Origin of the sequence: Hydrogenophaga sp. ANAO-22 (genome assembly GCF_042466645.1) — a bacterium.
Lineage (GTDB): Bacteria > Pseudomonadota > Gammaproteobacteria > Burkholderiales > Burkholderiaceae_C > Hydrogenophaga.
In genome coordinates, this window is the sequence record NZ_CP159956.1 from 5,348,922 (window position 1) to 5,361,990 (window position 13,069).

Below are 13,069 nucleotides of genomic sequence, written 5' to 3' on the forward strand. Positions count from 1 at the left end.
ACGCCACCATCGTCAAGCGCGCCTCGCGGCGCCACGACGAAGAGGCGCACGGCGGGGCCTGGAAGGTGGCCTTCGCCGATTTCGTGCTCGCGCTCATGTGCCTGTTCATGGTGCTGTGGGTGCTCGCCGCGCGCGACAAGGAAGAGCTCAGCGGCCTGATGACCGCCAGCGGCGGGCACGTGGTCAACGAAGGGCGCGGCCCCCGCGTCGAAACCGTGGGTGGGCCGCGCGGCAGCCTGATCGAACGTTTTCCCATGCCGGTCCGCGGGTCGGGCGGCGGCCCGATGGCGGGCGAGCAGGTGGGCGAGGTGCAGCCGCGCGAACCGGGCCAGCGCGTGCGCTACGAAACGCCCGCGCAGCTGCAGGACCTGGCCGAGCTGCTCAAGCTGATGAGCGAGCAAGCAGGCCTGCAGGCCAACCTGCAGACCATCGTCACGCCCTACGGGCTGCGCATCATGCTGCACGACACCGACCGCGAAGGCATGTTCCAGCTCGGCAGCGCGACGCCCGGCGCGAAATTCAAGGACATGCTGCGGCGCATGGGCCCGCTGTTCGCGAAGATCGAAAACAGCATGCTCATCGTCGGCCACACCGACGCCAGGCCCTATGCCGGCGCGGGCCCGCACACCGCATCGAACTGGACGCTCTCGAGCGACCGCGCCGCCGCCGCGCGCGCGCACCTGATGGATGGCGGCATGCCCGCGCGCAACGTGTTGCAGGTGGTCGGCATGGCCGATCGCGCGCCCTTCGAAACCGGGGACGCCCACGCCAGCGTGAACCGGCGCATCGAATTGCTCGTGCTCACCGAAGGCCAGAGCGGGGCCATCGCCGCCATGTTCGGCGCGCCTACGGACCAGCACCCACTGGTGCCCGGCGTGCAGACCGAGATGCCCAGCTTGGACGTGCTCGCGGCGCTGCGCGCGTCCCTGCTCAAGGCCAGTCAGGGCATCCCCGGCCTGCAGCAGGTGATGGACCGCGGCGCCAACCACCCCCCCGTCACCCCATGAACGCCCTTCAGGCCGCAGGCGAATGCAAACCCGACGAACGCGAGGAGATCGCATGAGAATTTCCGGCAACCCCGGCACCGAGCCCGCCGCCGCGGCGCGCGCCGCCGACGCGCCCCGCACCGACGCGGCCAGCGCCGGCGCGCCCTCGGTGGCCACCGCGCCGGCCGCGCTGGCCTCGGGCGTCATGCAGCCCGCCATGGACGCGCTGCGCGGCATGTCGGACGTGGACACGGCCCGCGTCGCCGAGATCCGCGAAGCCCTGGCGCGCGGCGAGATCCGCTTCGACGCCGGCAAGCTCGCCAGCCTCATCACGCGCTACCACGGGAGCCGGCCGTGAGCGTGCGGCGCGAGTGCGTGGCCTTCCTGGAGCTGGTGCGCGACGACCAGACCGACTTCCAGGCCATGCGCGACCTGCTGCAGGCGCAGTTCGACGCCGCGCTGCGCCACGACCCCGTGCGCGTGGCGGCCGTCTGCGAATCCATTTCGGCACTGACCGAGCGCATCACCCAGCGCGGCCACGAACGGCTCGCGCTGGCGCGGCGCATCAGCGGCGCCGACGGCCACGCGGCCTACGAGATGGTGCAGCAGGCCTTGCCGCACGGCGTGCGCGCCACCGTGAAGCAGTGGTACACCGACCTGCAGGCCATGGTGACCGAGTGCCAGCGCCTCAACGCGCGCAACTGCGACCTGCTGATGGGCCAGTACGAGATCATGCAGCGCGTGCTCAACGACGAGGTGCACACCTATGCGCCTGCCTGACGCGCGCTTCGCGGCGGTGTCGCCCGCCATGGCGATGGAAGGCATGGCGCCGCTGCCGCGCGCGGGCGCGGGTGGCTTCAGCGCGCTCATGCGCTCGGTGGACGGCGAGGTGCGCCGCTTCATCGCCCAGGGCTCGGGCGCCAGCCTGCCGGGCGGGCTCACACCCGAGGCCGCGTCGCTGCGCCTGCGCATGGCCACGGCCGCCGCCGAGGCGCCGGGCGCCCGCCCCGCTTCGGGCGAGGGGGTGCCCGAGGCCGAACGCGCCGCCTTTCTCAACCGCATCGCACCCTGGGCCGAAAGCGCTGGCCGTGCGCTGGGCGTGGCGCCCGAACTGGTCGCGGCCCACGCGGCGCTCGAATCGGGCTGGGGCCGGCAACCGCTGCGCGCGGCCGACGGCAGCGACACGCACAACCTGTTCGGCCTCAAGGCCACGGGCGGCTGGAAGGGCGGCACCACCGACGCGCTCACCACCGAGTTCAGCAACGGCGAGGCCCACAAGACCACCGAGCGCTTCCGCGCCTACGCCGATCCGGGCGAAGCCTTCCAGGACTACACGCGCCTGCTGCGCGACAACCCGCGCTACCGGGGCGCCATCGACGCGGGCCAGGACGCGCGGGCTTTCGCCCAGGGCCTGGCGGCGGGCGGCTATGCCACCGACCCGGCCTACGCCGGCAAGCTGGAGCAGGTGGCCCGCCAGATCCAGGGAGCCAACCGATGAGGCGCCAGCGCTACTCGGCGGGTTCGACCACGCCCTCGTCGACGACGCGCGCGCTCAGCGTCTTGCCCGACGCGGTGTTGCGCACCCGCACCAGCTCGCCGAGCGAGCCGGCCTGCAGGCTCTCGCCCGCGTTCTCCACCGACACGCCGCCCTGGCGCGCGACGATGCGCACGGCCGCCCCGCGCTTGACCAGCACGGCCTTGTTCAGCAGGCGCGCCTGCAGCACCTGGCCTTCGCGCAAGGCGCGCCGGCTCGACTGCCCCACCGCTTCATCCGCGATGCCCAGGGCATCGGCCATCTGCGTCACGTCGCGGCGCTCGGGCCGCACGTCCGCGGCGGTGAGTGCCTTGCCGGCGGCGATCGCCCCGGCGCTGACCAGCACCTCGGCCTCGAGCGTCACGCGCGCCACGAACCCGTGCGTCCAGCCCGGTGTGTCCGGGCAGCTCACCTTGAGCGGCATGCGGGTCGGGTGGCGGGCGTCGCCCAGGTCCACCGCGACCGGGCTGGCGCACTGCAGATTCGCGGGCGCGCGGCTGCCCAGCTTCACGCTCACTTCAGGGGCTTTCCAGCCCAGGTCTTCGGCGTGGGCGAGCCAGTGCGCGCGCACCGCCTGCTCGACCTGCGGCAGCACGGGCGCCGCCACCGCGAGCGCGGGCAGGGCGCCGAACCAGACAAGCAACTTCAAACAGAAAGGACTGCGCATGGGTATCGATATCGGGCAAGTGATCGCGGTGCATGCCGACGCACTGCAGTTGCGGGCGGAGCGGACCAAGGTGCTGGCCTCCAACCTCGCCAACGTGAACACCCCGGGTTACCAGGCCCGCGACATCGACTTCGCCGCCAGCCTGGAACGGGTGATGAGCGAAGGCGGGGAGGGGCTTGAAACGGGCGATGGCGGCGAGCTGATGTACCGCGTGCCGCACCACCCTTCGGCGGATGGTAACACCGTGGAATTGGGCGTCGAGCAGGCGGCCTTCGCGCAGAACGCGGTCGGTTTCCAGACCAGCCTGACCTTCGTCCAGATGAAATTCAAAGGCCTGGCGCAGGCCATCGCGGGGCAGTAAACATGTCGTTCGAAAGCATCAGCCGCATCGCGGGCTCGGCCATGTCGGCCCAGACCGTGCGCCTCAACACCATCGCCAGCAACCTGGCCAACGCGGAAGCCGCCTCGGGCGTGGAGGGCGACACCTACCGCGCGCGCAAGCCGGTCTTCGCCACGATTTACGACAACGGCGGCAGCAGCGCCACGCCCGGCGCCAGCGTGCAGGTGCTCGACGTGGTCCAGAGCGAAGAGCCGCTGCGCCGCATGCACCAGCCCGACCACCCGCTGGCCAACGAGGCCGGCGACATCTACCTGCCCAACGTGAACCCCGTGGCCGAGATGACCGACATGATGTCGGCCTCGCGCGCTTTTGAAACCAGCGTCGAGGTGCTGACCCGCACCCGCCAGATGCAGATGGCCGTGCTGCGGCTGGGAGAGTCCTGACCATGGAAGCCATCACCGATCTGACCCAGAAGTCGGCGCAGACCGCCGCCGAAGCGCCGGTGGCCGCGAACGCGGACGCCGGCACCAAGGACATGTTCCTCAAGCTGCTGGTGGCGCAGGTGCGCAACCAGAACCCGCTGGAGCCCAGCGACCCGGCCGAGTTCGTCAACCAGCTCACGCAGCTGAGCCAGACCGAAGCCATGCAGAACGTGGTGGCGCAGACGCGCAACAGCGCCTCCATGCTGGAGAGCCTGCAGGTGCTCTCGCTCGGCGCCCAGGTGGGCAGCCAGGTGTCGGTGGTGACCGAGTCGGTGATCCTCGGCACCGAGAAGGTCTCGGGCAGTTTCGAGCTCGACGCCGCGAATTCCAACCTGGCGGTGGTGCTCACGGCGCCAGATGGCCAGAAACACCGCGTAGAGCTGGGTGCCCAGAGCGCCGGTACCGTGTATTTTTCAGTGGACCCCCAGACGCTGGGCCTGCCGGGTGGCAGCTACGACATCGCCGTCGACGGCGGCGAAGGCGTGTCCCCCGATGTGGAGATCCAGAGCGAACTCACCAGCGTGAAGCTCTCGCCCACCGGCGGTGTGCTGCTGCAGGTGGCGCACCTGGGGGACGTGCCTTCCCATGCCATCACCGGCTTTTTCGGCCGCCCGAAGACCTCCAACAGTTGATTTAAGGACCTCCTTCCATGAGCTTCAACATTGCCCTCGGCGGCGTCAACGCCATCAACACCCAGCTGGAAGCGATCAGCAACAACATCGCCAACGCCGGCACCTACGGCTTCAAGTCCAGCCGCGCCAACTTCGCCTCGATGTACGCCGATGGCCAGGCCATCGGTGTGGAGGTCGGCTCCATGTCGCAGACCATCGGCACCAGCGGCGGCGCGCTCAACACCGGCCGCAGCATGGACGCCGCGATCCAGGGCAAGGGCTTCTTCGTCACCAAGGACACCAACGGCGAGACCCTGTTCACCCGCGTGGGCATCTTCGGCGCCGACAAGGACGGCTACGTCACCGACAGCTTCGGCCGCCGTGTGCAGGGCTACGCCGCCGTGCCGGGCAGCACCGCGCTCGGCGCCCTGGGCGACATGCAGATCGAAAAAGGGCAGCTGCCGGCGCAGGCCAGCAGCACGCTCGACTACGTGGGCAACCTCTCGGCCGACTGGCCCAACCCCGCCGTGGCGCCGTTCTCGCCAACCGACCCGCAGTCGTACAACGGTTCCATGGTCTCGGTGGTGTACGACTCGCAAGGCACCAAGCACACGGTGACGCAGTACTTCGTGAAGACCAACCCGAACGAAGTCACGGTGCACTACACCTTCAACGGCGCGGCCTTGCCCGCGGGCTCGCAGACCGTGCTGCAGTTCAGCACCGCCGGCCAGCTGCTGACCCCGGCCACGCCGGTGACCAAGAACCTGCCGGTGCCGGCCACGGTGGCGCCGATCGCGCTGGCCGTGAACTACAACGGCACGACGCAGTTCGCGGGCCAGGCCACCACCACCGTCAACGCCAGCAACGGCTACGCCTCGGGCTCCTTCGTGGGCGTGGCGCTGGACAAGGACGGCTCGGTGCTGGCCCAGTACAGCAACGGCCTCAAGCAGCGCGTGGGCACCATCGCCCTGGCCAACTTCCCCAACGAAGACGGCCTGGTGCCGGTGAGCGACACCAGCTGGGCCGTCTCCAACGCCAGCGGCGAGCCGCTGTACGACGTGCCCGGCGCGGGCCAGGCCGGCACCATCAGCCCCGGCTCGCTGGAGCAGTCCAACGTCGACATGACCGGTGAACTGGTGGGCCTGATGACCGCGCAGCGCAACTACCAGGCCAACACCAAGGTGTTTTCCACCCAGCAGGCCATGACCCAGGCTCTGATGCAGGCCGTCTGAGCCCCTTGCCATGGATGCCCTGATCTACACGGCCATGAGCGGCGCGGAGCGCACGCTGCGCGAGCAGCAGGTGCGCGCCAACAACCTGGCCAACGCCGACACGCCCGGCTTCCGGGCCGACGTGGCCTTCAGCACCGCGCTCGCGACCCCCGGCTACGGCTACGACGACCGCCACATGAGCCAGCTCAACGCCGACGGCGTGAGCGCGCGCCACGGCGTGCTCAAGTCCACCGGCCGCGACCTAGACGTGGCGATCACCGGCGAAGGCTATTACGCCGTGCAATACCGCGGCGCGCAGGAGGCCTACACCCGCTCGGGCCAGTTCACCGTGGATGCCGATGGCACGCTGACGGTGAACGGGCGCCCGGTCGTCGGCGACGGCGGCCCCATCGTGCTGCCCGCGTTCACGCGCGTGGACATCGCGGGCGACGGCACGGTCTCGATCCAGCCGCCGGGCCAGGAGGACCTGCAGCCGGTGGACCGCATCAAGACCGTGCGCCCGCTGGGCGGCGAGGTCACGAAGAACGAAGCCGGCCTGATCGTGGCGCGCGACGGCCAGCCCCTGCCGGCCGACGATACCGTGACCATGCGCTCGGGCCACCTGGAGGGCAGCAACGTGTCCGCCGTCGAGGAGATGGTGGCCACCATGACGCTGAGCCGCGATTTCGAGGTGCAGATGAAGCTGTTCGGCTCGGCCGAGCGCATGTCCGAGGCGGGCAACCGCCTGCTGCGCGGCTGAGCCGGCCGCGCCCCCCGTTCAACCAACCAGGAAACACACCATGAATCCCGCCATGTGGGTCAGCAAGACCGGCGTGCAGGCGCAGGACGCCAAGCTGCAGGCCATTGCCAACAACCTCGCCAACGTCAACACCGTGGGCTTCAAGCGCGACCGCGTGATGTTCGAGGACCTGTTCTACCAGGTGGAGCGCCAGCCCGGCGCCGCGCGCGACGAGAACACCAACGCGCCCACCGGCGTGCAGCTGGGCAATGGCACGCGCGTGGTCGGCACGCAGAAGGTCTTCACCACCGGCAGCCTGCAGACCACCGGCCAGCAGCTGGACGTGGCCATCGTCGGCCAGGGTTTCCTGCAGGTGGAGCTGGCCAACGGCGACACCGCCTACACGCGCGCCGGCCAGTTGCAGACCAGCCCGGAAGGTCGCCTCGTGACCGCGCAGGGCTACCCCATCGTGCCGGACATCACCGTGCCCGCCAACGCGCTGTCGATCGCCATCGGTGAAAACGGCGTGGTCAGCGCCAGGATCGCGGGCGAGACCGAACTCACCGAGCTGGGTCAGATCACGCTCGCGGGCTTCGTGAACCCGGCCGGCCTGGTGGCGCTGGGCGACAACCTGTTCCAGGAAACCGCCGCCAGCGGCGTGCCCAACGAGGGCGTGCCTGGCGAAGAGGCCTTCGGCAAGCTCAAGCAGGGCGCGCTGGAGGGCTCCAACGTGCAGGTGGTCGAGGAAATGGTGGAAATGATCTCGGCCCAGCGCACCTACGAGATGAACACCAAGGTGCTGTCCGCCGCCGACGGCATGCTGCAGAACCTGGCCCAGGCGGTGCGCTGATGCGCGCGCTGGCCGTCCTCACCCTGGCGGCGGCCACCGGGCTCGGTGGCTGCGCGACCATCGTGCCGCCGGTGGCGCCGCCGCTGGCCGACGCGCCCCTGCCGCCGGTGCAGCCCATGGCGCGCAAGGGCCAGTCGGGTGGCTTGTTCAACCCCCAGTCCGCCTGGGTGCTCACCAACGACAGCCGCGCCTTCCGCTCCGGCGACGTGCTCACGGTGATCCTGGCCGAGACCACGCAGGCCAGCAAGCGCTCGGGCACCAGCCTGGACAAGCGCAGCAGCGCGAGCGTGCAGCCCCTGAGCATCGCCGGCAAGGTGCTCGACACCAGCGTGGGCCTCTCGGCCGACCGCGAGTTCTCCGGTGGCTCCAGCAGCACGCAGCAGAACGCGCTGGAAGGCGCGATCACCGTGGTGGTGCACGAGGTGATGGCCAACGGCTTGCTGCGCGTCTCGGGCGAGAAGAGCCTGTGGCTCAACCAGGGCGAGGAGTTCATCCGCCTCAGCGGCTTCGTTCGCGCCGAGGACATCGACGCCACCAACCGCGTCTCGTCCCAGCGCATCGCGAACGCGCGCATCGCCTATTCCGGCACCGGCACGCTGGCCGATGCCAACAGCCCGGGCTGGCTCACCCGCTTCTTCACCAGCCCCTGGATGCCTTTCTGAGATGCCCGCCATGAACCTCGCCCCGATCCGCGCCGCCCTGGCCCTGGGCGCCGCCCTGCTGGCTTTCGCTTTGCCGGTGCAGGCACAGACGCCAGGTGCGCCGGCCCGGCCGCTGCACAGCCTGGTCGACGTCGAAGGCATGCGCGAGAACCAGCTGATCGGCTACGGCCTGGTGGTCGGCCTGCAGGGGTCGGGCGACAGCAGCCAGATCCGCTTCTCGGGCCAGACGGTGGAGAACATGCTCAAGCAGTTCGGCGTCAAGCTGCCCGAACGCAGCAACACCAAGGCGCGCAACGTGGCGACCGTGATGGTCAGCGCGGTGTTCCCGCCGGGTTACCGCAAGGGCCAGAGCATCGACGTGACCGTGTCCTCGATGGGCGATGCCAAGAGCCTGCGCGGCGGCGTGCTGCTGCTCTCGCCCCTGCGCGGTGCCGACGGCGAGGTCTACGCGCTGGCCCAGGGCAATGTGGTGGTGGGCGGCCTCTCGGCGCAGGGCGCCAGCGGGTCCAGTGTCACCGTGAACACGCCCACCGCCGGCCGCGTGCCCAACGGCGCCACGGTCGAGCGCGAGATCGAGAGCGATTTCGACACCCGCGAGACCGTCACGCTGAGCCTCAAGCGCCCGCACTTCCAGACCGCCACCAACATCGTCGAGGCCATCAACCGCAAGTTCGGCACGCTCGCCACCACGCGCAACGCCACCAGCGTGGACGTGGTCGCCCCCGCGAACCCGACCCAGCGCGTGGCCTTCGTGGCCATGCTGCAGGCGTTGCCGGTGGCCGTGGGCACGGAAACGCCCAAGGTGGTCTTCAACTCGCGCACCGGCACCGTGGTGATCGCCGATGGCGTGCGCGTGCGGCCGGCGGCGGTGTCGCACGGCTCGCTCAAGGTGGTGATCGGCGAACAGCCCCTGGTGAGCCAGCCCGCGCCTTTCGGCCGTGGCGAGACCAAGGTGGTGCCGCAATCGAGTGTGGCGGTGGAGCAGGGCAGCGGCCGCATGTTCAGCTGGCCGCCGGGCACCAGCCTCAAAGGCATCATCGACACCATCAACAGCACCGGCGCCTCGCCCGACGACATCATGGCCATCCTGCAGGCGCTGGACCAGGCCGGTGCCATCGACGGCGAACTCGTCGTCATCTGAGGGGAGCCCACCATGCAAGCCATTGGACCTTCGGCCCCCGGCGCCGGGCAGCCGGCCGACATCGACCCGGTGCTGCGCGCCAAGGCGGTCGATGCCGCGGAAAAATTCGAGGCCTTCTTCATCGCGCAGAACCTCAAGGCCATGCGCCGCTCCACGCAGGCCCTGGCCAGCGAGGACAGCCCGTTCAACAACAAGATCAACCAGGACATGCTGGACCTGGCCGACAACGTGGTGGCCGACACCATGGCCCGCCAGCGCGCCTTCGGCATCGCCGACGTGATCCTGCGCCAGCTGCTGCCCGCGCCCGCCGTGCTTAAGCAAACGCCTGCGGCGGTCGCTCTCCACGAGAAGGCCCCGACCGTGCGCGGGGCCGCCACACCGCCGGAGCCCTGACCCATGACCATCCACTACACCGCGCTGACCGGCGCACTCGCCGCGCAAACCGCGCTGGCCGCGGCCAGCCACAACATCGCCAACGTGATGACGCCGGGCTTCACCCGGCAGGGCGCGCTTTTCGCGGCGGTCGGCCCGTTCAAGGGCGGCGTGGCCGCCACCGGTGGTGGCGTCTCGGTGCCCGCGCTGCTGCGCTTCAGCGACGGCTACAAGAGCATGCAGATGTGGCAGGCCAATTCCGAACTGGGCCGCTACAACACCTCGCAGCCCTACATGCGCCAGCTCGAGCAGGTGATGGGCGACGACGGCTCCAGCCTCAACAGCGGGCTGGACCTGTTCTTCAACGCCCTCAACGCCGCCAGCGTCGACCCCACCTCCGCGCCCCTGCGCCAGCAGGTGATCACCTCGGCCGAGGCGCTGGCGCAGCGCTTCAACAACCTCAACCAGGTGCTCAACAACCAGCGCGCTTCGGTCGCGCAGCAGCGCACCGCCTCGGTGGCGCAGGTGAATTCGCTGAGCGCGGAGATCGCCGACCTCAACGAGAAGATCGCGGCCACGCGCGCCACCGGCATCAACCCCTCCAGCCTGATGGACGCGCGCGACCTCAAGATCGACGCGCTGTCCAACCTGGTGGGCCTGCAGGTGGTCGAGCAGGCCGACGGCAGCGCCAGCGTGTCCCTGCGCAGCGGCGTGCCGCTGGTGGCTGGCTCCCTGGCCGCCACGCTCTCCACCGTCAACAACCCCGACGGCTCGCAGACCCTGAAACTGGCCTTCGCCAGCGAGTCCTTCACCGTCACCAGCGGCAACCTCGGCGGCCAGCTCGGCGGGCTGGACGAGTTCGAGCGCACGGTGCTCAAGCCGGTGATCGACGACGTGGCCGCGCTGGCCCAAGCCATCGCCACGCGGGTGAACACCCAGATGGCCGCCGGCTTCGCCATGGACGGCACGCCGGGCACCGACCTGTTCCAGTTCGACGCCGCCTCCACCGGCCTGCTCAAGGTGGTCGACGGCCTGCTGGGCGAAGACCTGGCGTTTTCCTCGGACCCGACCAAACCCGGCAACAGCGACAACCTGCAGGCCCTCATCGGCCTGCGCGACCAGCCGCTGACGGTGCCTTCGCTGGGCACGGTGCGCCTGGGCGACATCTACACCCAGATCGTCGGGCGCCTGGGCACGCAGAACCAGCAGGCGCGCGCGGCCCACGACACCGCCAAGACGGTGCGCAACCAGGCCGAGGAAAGCTGGAAGTCCACCAGCGGCGTGAACACCGACGAGGAGGCGATCAACATCGTGCAGTACCAGCAGATGTACCAGGCCAACATGAAGGTGCTGGCCGTCTCCAACGAGCTGTTCGACACCACGCTGGCCATGTTCGGCTGAAGGAGAAGAGACCATGCGCATCGCCAGCACCCAGTACCACACCACCATGAACACCTCGCTGCAGATGGCGTCGTTCAAGGTCGAGCAGCTCATGCAGCAGATGGCCACGGGCGAGCGCCTGCTGGTGCCCTCGGACGACCCCATCGCCAGCGTGCGTCTGGGCCGGCTGGCGCGCGAGCAGGCCGCGCTGGACCAGTACCGCGACAACATCGGCGCCCTGGGCGGGCGCCTGCGGCACAGCGAGGTGCTGCTCGACAGCATGAGCCGCGACATGCTGCAGATGCGCGACCTGCAGATCTGGGCCGCCGACGGCACCAACACCTCCGAAGACGTGCGGGCCATGGCCACGCAGCTCATCTCGCTGCGCGACAGCATCTTCGCCACCGCCAACACCCGCGACCAGGAAGGCCGCTACCTGTTTTCGGGCACCGCCTCGAACACCGCCTCCATCACGCTCGACCCGGCCGCCGCGCCCGGCGCGCGCTACAGCTTCACCGGCAACACCGACCTGCAACAGGTGGTGGTGGGCAACGGCATCACGCAGGCGGCCAACGTGCCGCTGGACGAGATGGCCGCCTTCCTGAACCAGCTCGACCTCACCATCCAGGACTTCCAGACGCCGGGCGTCACCGTCAACGACCCGGCCGTGCGGGCCCGCCTCAAGGCCACCACGGACCTGCTCGACACCACCTTCAACAGCGTGAGCTCGCGCATCGCGCGCATCGGCGGCGCGCTCACCACGCTGGACTCGCAGGACACCTCGCTGGCCAACGTGAGCCTGTCCAACGACCACGCCGTGCTCGCGCTGGGCAAGCTCGACTACGCCGAGGCCGCCGTGCACCTCACCGGCTACACCACCGCGCTGCAGGCCACGCAGAAGGCCTACGCCAAGGTGTCGGCGCTTTCGCTGTTCAACGTGCTCTGATCGACCGCTCACCCATGCAGGTCAACACGCTCCAGGCCCTTCGATCCACAGGCGGCAACGAACGCGCCTCCGGCACCGCGCTCGCGATCGGCCGGCCGGCGGCGGGTGCCACGGCCCCGGCCGCAGCGGTGCCCGGAGCGGCCAGCGCTCGTCCCCTGCGCGCCACGACCGGCGAGGCAGCGAAATCAGCGTCCGCCTTCAGCCCCTGGGACGGCGAACGGCACGGGCAGGTGGCCGCGGTCCAGATGGCCAAGGCCTACCTCGGCCAGTTGTCGGCCGGCCTGCACACCCTCAAGTCCGGCTACAGCGAGAACCTGGCCGACCCGGCCACGGCCCACCAGCGCGAGGGCGAACTCGCCTCGGCGCGACAAGGCCTGCAGACACTCTGGCGCCAGCGCGCCGCGGCCACCAGCGCCGCCATCGACCCGCAACTGCAGTACCAGGGCCATGGCGCGGCGCGCCAGGCGTTTCGCATCCGGGGCATCGACGCGGCCGCGCTGTCGCAAGGCGCGCGCGAGGTGCTCAGCATCGGCCTGCCGTCCAACCTGGCCGGCCCGCTGACCGTCACCATCGACCCTGAACAAGGCGTGAACAGCAACCTGCGCCGGCTCGACCACGCCCTGGCCACGGCCGATGTGCGCGTGCACATCGACGACCGGGGCGAACCCATGTTCAGCGCGCCGGAAGCCACCTGGGACAAGGTGCAGGACCGCATCACCATCAAGGGCGAGGGACACCGCTTCGCCGACGGCGTCCCCCAGCGCGTGCGCACCCACACCGAAGCACCGGCCCTGCCGTCGGCGCTGTACGAACAGGCGCCGGTGGAGCCGCACGAAATCCGCGGTGCGCTGCAGCGCGTGATCCACGCGCTGGACCGCGTGGGCGTCACGCAAGCCCAGGTGGCCGGCGCGCTGGCGCTGGCCTCGGCCGAGGCCAGCGCCGCTTCGGCGGAGATCCCGGCCGAGTCGGTGGAGCGCGCGGCCCAGGCCTTCCTGGCGCGCACGCAGTCGATGCGCTTCGAGACCTATGCCGATGTGGCGCCGGCTTTGGCGGGCGTGAACCGCGCGCGGGTCATGGCGTTGCTGGGTTGATGTGGCTGCCAGGGCAGATGCCTGGCCGAGCCGAAAAATCAGCAACTGGCCCCATGC

The 13,069-nt window shown here is 70.2% G+C and carries 17 protein-coding genes; 16 read left to right on the plus strand and 1 reads right to left on the minus strand.

Annotated elements, in window-relative coordinates; genetic code table 11:
* The first annotated feature begins 65 nt into the window (after positions 1–65).
* Genes ABSY19_RS25910 through ABSY19_RS25925 form a run of 4 tightly spaced genes read left to right on the plus strand, consistent with a single transcriptional unit; the run spans position 66 to position 2,484 of the window.
* Positions 66–1,007, plus strand: coding sequence for an OmpA family protein (locus tag ABSY19_RS25910; protein WP_382163948.1), 942 nt, complete (start codon positions 66–68; stop codon positions 1,005–1,007).
* 52 nt (positions 1,008–1,059) lie between these two features.
* Entirely contained in the window at positions 1,060–1,344 is a 285-nt protein-coding gene (gene flgM, locus ABSY19_RS25915; protein WP_382157181.1) for a flagellar biosynthesis anti-sigma factor FlgM, read from the plus strand.
* Complete coding sequence (flgN, locus tag ABSY19_RS25920) at positions 1,341–1,766, plus strand: flagellar export chaperone FlgN (protein WP_382157183.1); 426 nt, start codon at positions 1,341–1,343, stop codon at positions 1,764–1,766. Before flgM ends, flgN begins: the two co-directional genes overlap by 4 nt.
* Entirely contained in the window at positions 1,753–2,484 is a 732-nt protein-coding gene (locus ABSY19_RS25925; RefSeq protein WP_382157184.1) for a glycoside hydrolase family 73 protein, read from the plus strand. The genes flgN and ABSY19_RS25925 overlap by 14 nt, the downstream gene beginning before the upstream one ends.
* Before the next feature lie 10 nt (positions 2,485–2,494).
* Here ABSY19_RS25925 and flgA read toward each other — a convergent pair whose 3' ends face one another.
* A complete protein-coding gene (flgA, locus tag ABSY19_RS25930) occupies positions 2,495–3,169 on the minus strand; it encodes a flagellar basal body P-ring formation chaperone FlgA (protein WP_382157186.1) in 675 nt (224 codons plus the stop codon).
* A 16-nt stretch (positions 3,170–3,185) separates the two neighbouring features.
* Here flgA and flgB point away from each other — a divergent pair, with 16 nt between their 5' ends.
* Genes flgB through ABSY19_RS25990 form a run of 12 tightly spaced genes read left to right on the plus strand, consistent with a single transcriptional unit; the run spans position 3,186 to position 13,012 of the window.
* A complete protein-coding gene (gene flgB / locus ABSY19_RS25935) occupies positions 3,186–3,548 on the plus strand; it encodes a flagellar basal body rod protein FlgB (protein ID WP_382157188.1) in 363 nt (120 codons plus the stop codon).
* Positions 3,549–3,550: 2 nt separating this feature from the next.
* Positions 3,551–3,970, plus strand: a complete 420-nt coding sequence (gene flgC / locus ABSY19_RS25940) for a flagellar basal body rod protein FlgC (protein ID WP_382157190.1) — start codon at positions 3,551–3,553, stop codon at positions 3,968–3,970.
* 2 nt (positions 3,971–3,972) lie between these two features.
* Positions 3,973–4,641, plus strand: coding sequence for a flagellar hook capping FlgD N-terminal domain-containing protein (locus ABSY19_RS25945; RefSeq protein WP_382157192.1), 669 nt, complete (start codon positions 3,973–3,975; stop codon positions 4,639–4,641).
* A gap of 17 nt (positions 4,642–4,658) precedes the next feature.
* Positions 4,659–5,852 carry a flagellar hook protein FlgE gene (locus ABSY19_RS25950; RefSeq protein WP_382157194.1) on the plus strand — a complete coding sequence of 398 codons (1,194 nt, stop codon included), beginning with the start codon at positions 4,659–4,661 and terminating at the stop codon, positions 5,850–5,852.
* 10 nt (positions 5,853–5,862) lie between these two features.
* Positions 5,863–6,591: a flagellar basal body rod protein FlgF gene (locus ABSY19_RS25955; RefSeq protein ID WP_382157196.1), complete on the plus strand. Its 729-nt coding sequence runs from the start codon at positions 5,863–5,865 to the stop codon at positions 6,589–6,591.
* A 40-nt stretch (positions 6,592–6,631) separates the two neighbouring features.
* Positions 6,632–7,420 carry a flagellar basal-body rod protein FlgG gene (gene flgG, locus ABSY19_RS25960; RefSeq protein WP_382157198.1) on the plus strand — a complete coding sequence of 263 codons (789 nt, stop codon included), beginning with the start codon at positions 6,632–6,634 and terminating at the stop codon, positions 7,418–7,420.
* Complete coding sequence (flgH, locus tag ABSY19_RS25965; RefSeq protein ID WP_382157200.1) at positions 7,420–8,082, plus strand: flagellar basal body L-ring protein FlgH; 663 nt, start codon at positions 7,420–7,422, stop codon at positions 8,080–8,082. Before flgG ends, flgH begins: the two co-directional genes overlap by 1 nt.
* A gap of 10 nt (positions 8,083–8,092) precedes the next feature.
* A complete protein-coding gene (locus tag ABSY19_RS25970; RefSeq protein ID WP_382157201.1) occupies positions 8,093–9,223 on the plus strand; it encodes a flagellar basal body P-ring protein FlgI in 1,131 nt (376 codons plus the stop codon).
* A 12-nt stretch (positions 9,224–9,235) separates the two neighbouring features.
* A complete protein-coding gene (locus tag ABSY19_RS25975) occupies positions 9,236–9,616 on the plus strand; it encodes a rod-binding protein (RefSeq protein ID WP_382157203.1) in 381 nt (126 codons plus the stop codon).
* 3 nt (positions 9,617–9,619) lie between these two features.
* Positions 9,620–10,996 (plus strand): flagellar hook-associated protein FlgK, encoded by a 1,377-nt coding sequence (gene flgK / locus ABSY19_RS25980; protein ID WP_382157205.1) that lies wholly within the window; start codon positions 9,620–9,622, stop codon positions 10,994–10,996.
* Between the two features lie 13 nt (positions 10,997–11,009).
* Positions 11,010–11,921: a flagellar hook-associated protein FlgL gene (flgL, locus tag ABSY19_RS25985; protein WP_382157207.1), complete on the plus strand. Its 912-nt coding sequence runs from the start codon at positions 11,010–11,012 to the stop codon at positions 11,919–11,921.
* Positions 11,922–11,935: 14 nt separating this feature from the next.
* Positions 11,936–13,012, plus strand: a complete 1,077-nt coding sequence (locus ABSY19_RS25990) for a hypothetical protein (RefSeq protein ID WP_382157209.1) — start codon at positions 11,936–11,938, stop codon at positions 13,010–13,012.
* The last annotated feature ends 57 nt before the right edge of the window (positions 13,013–13,069 follow it).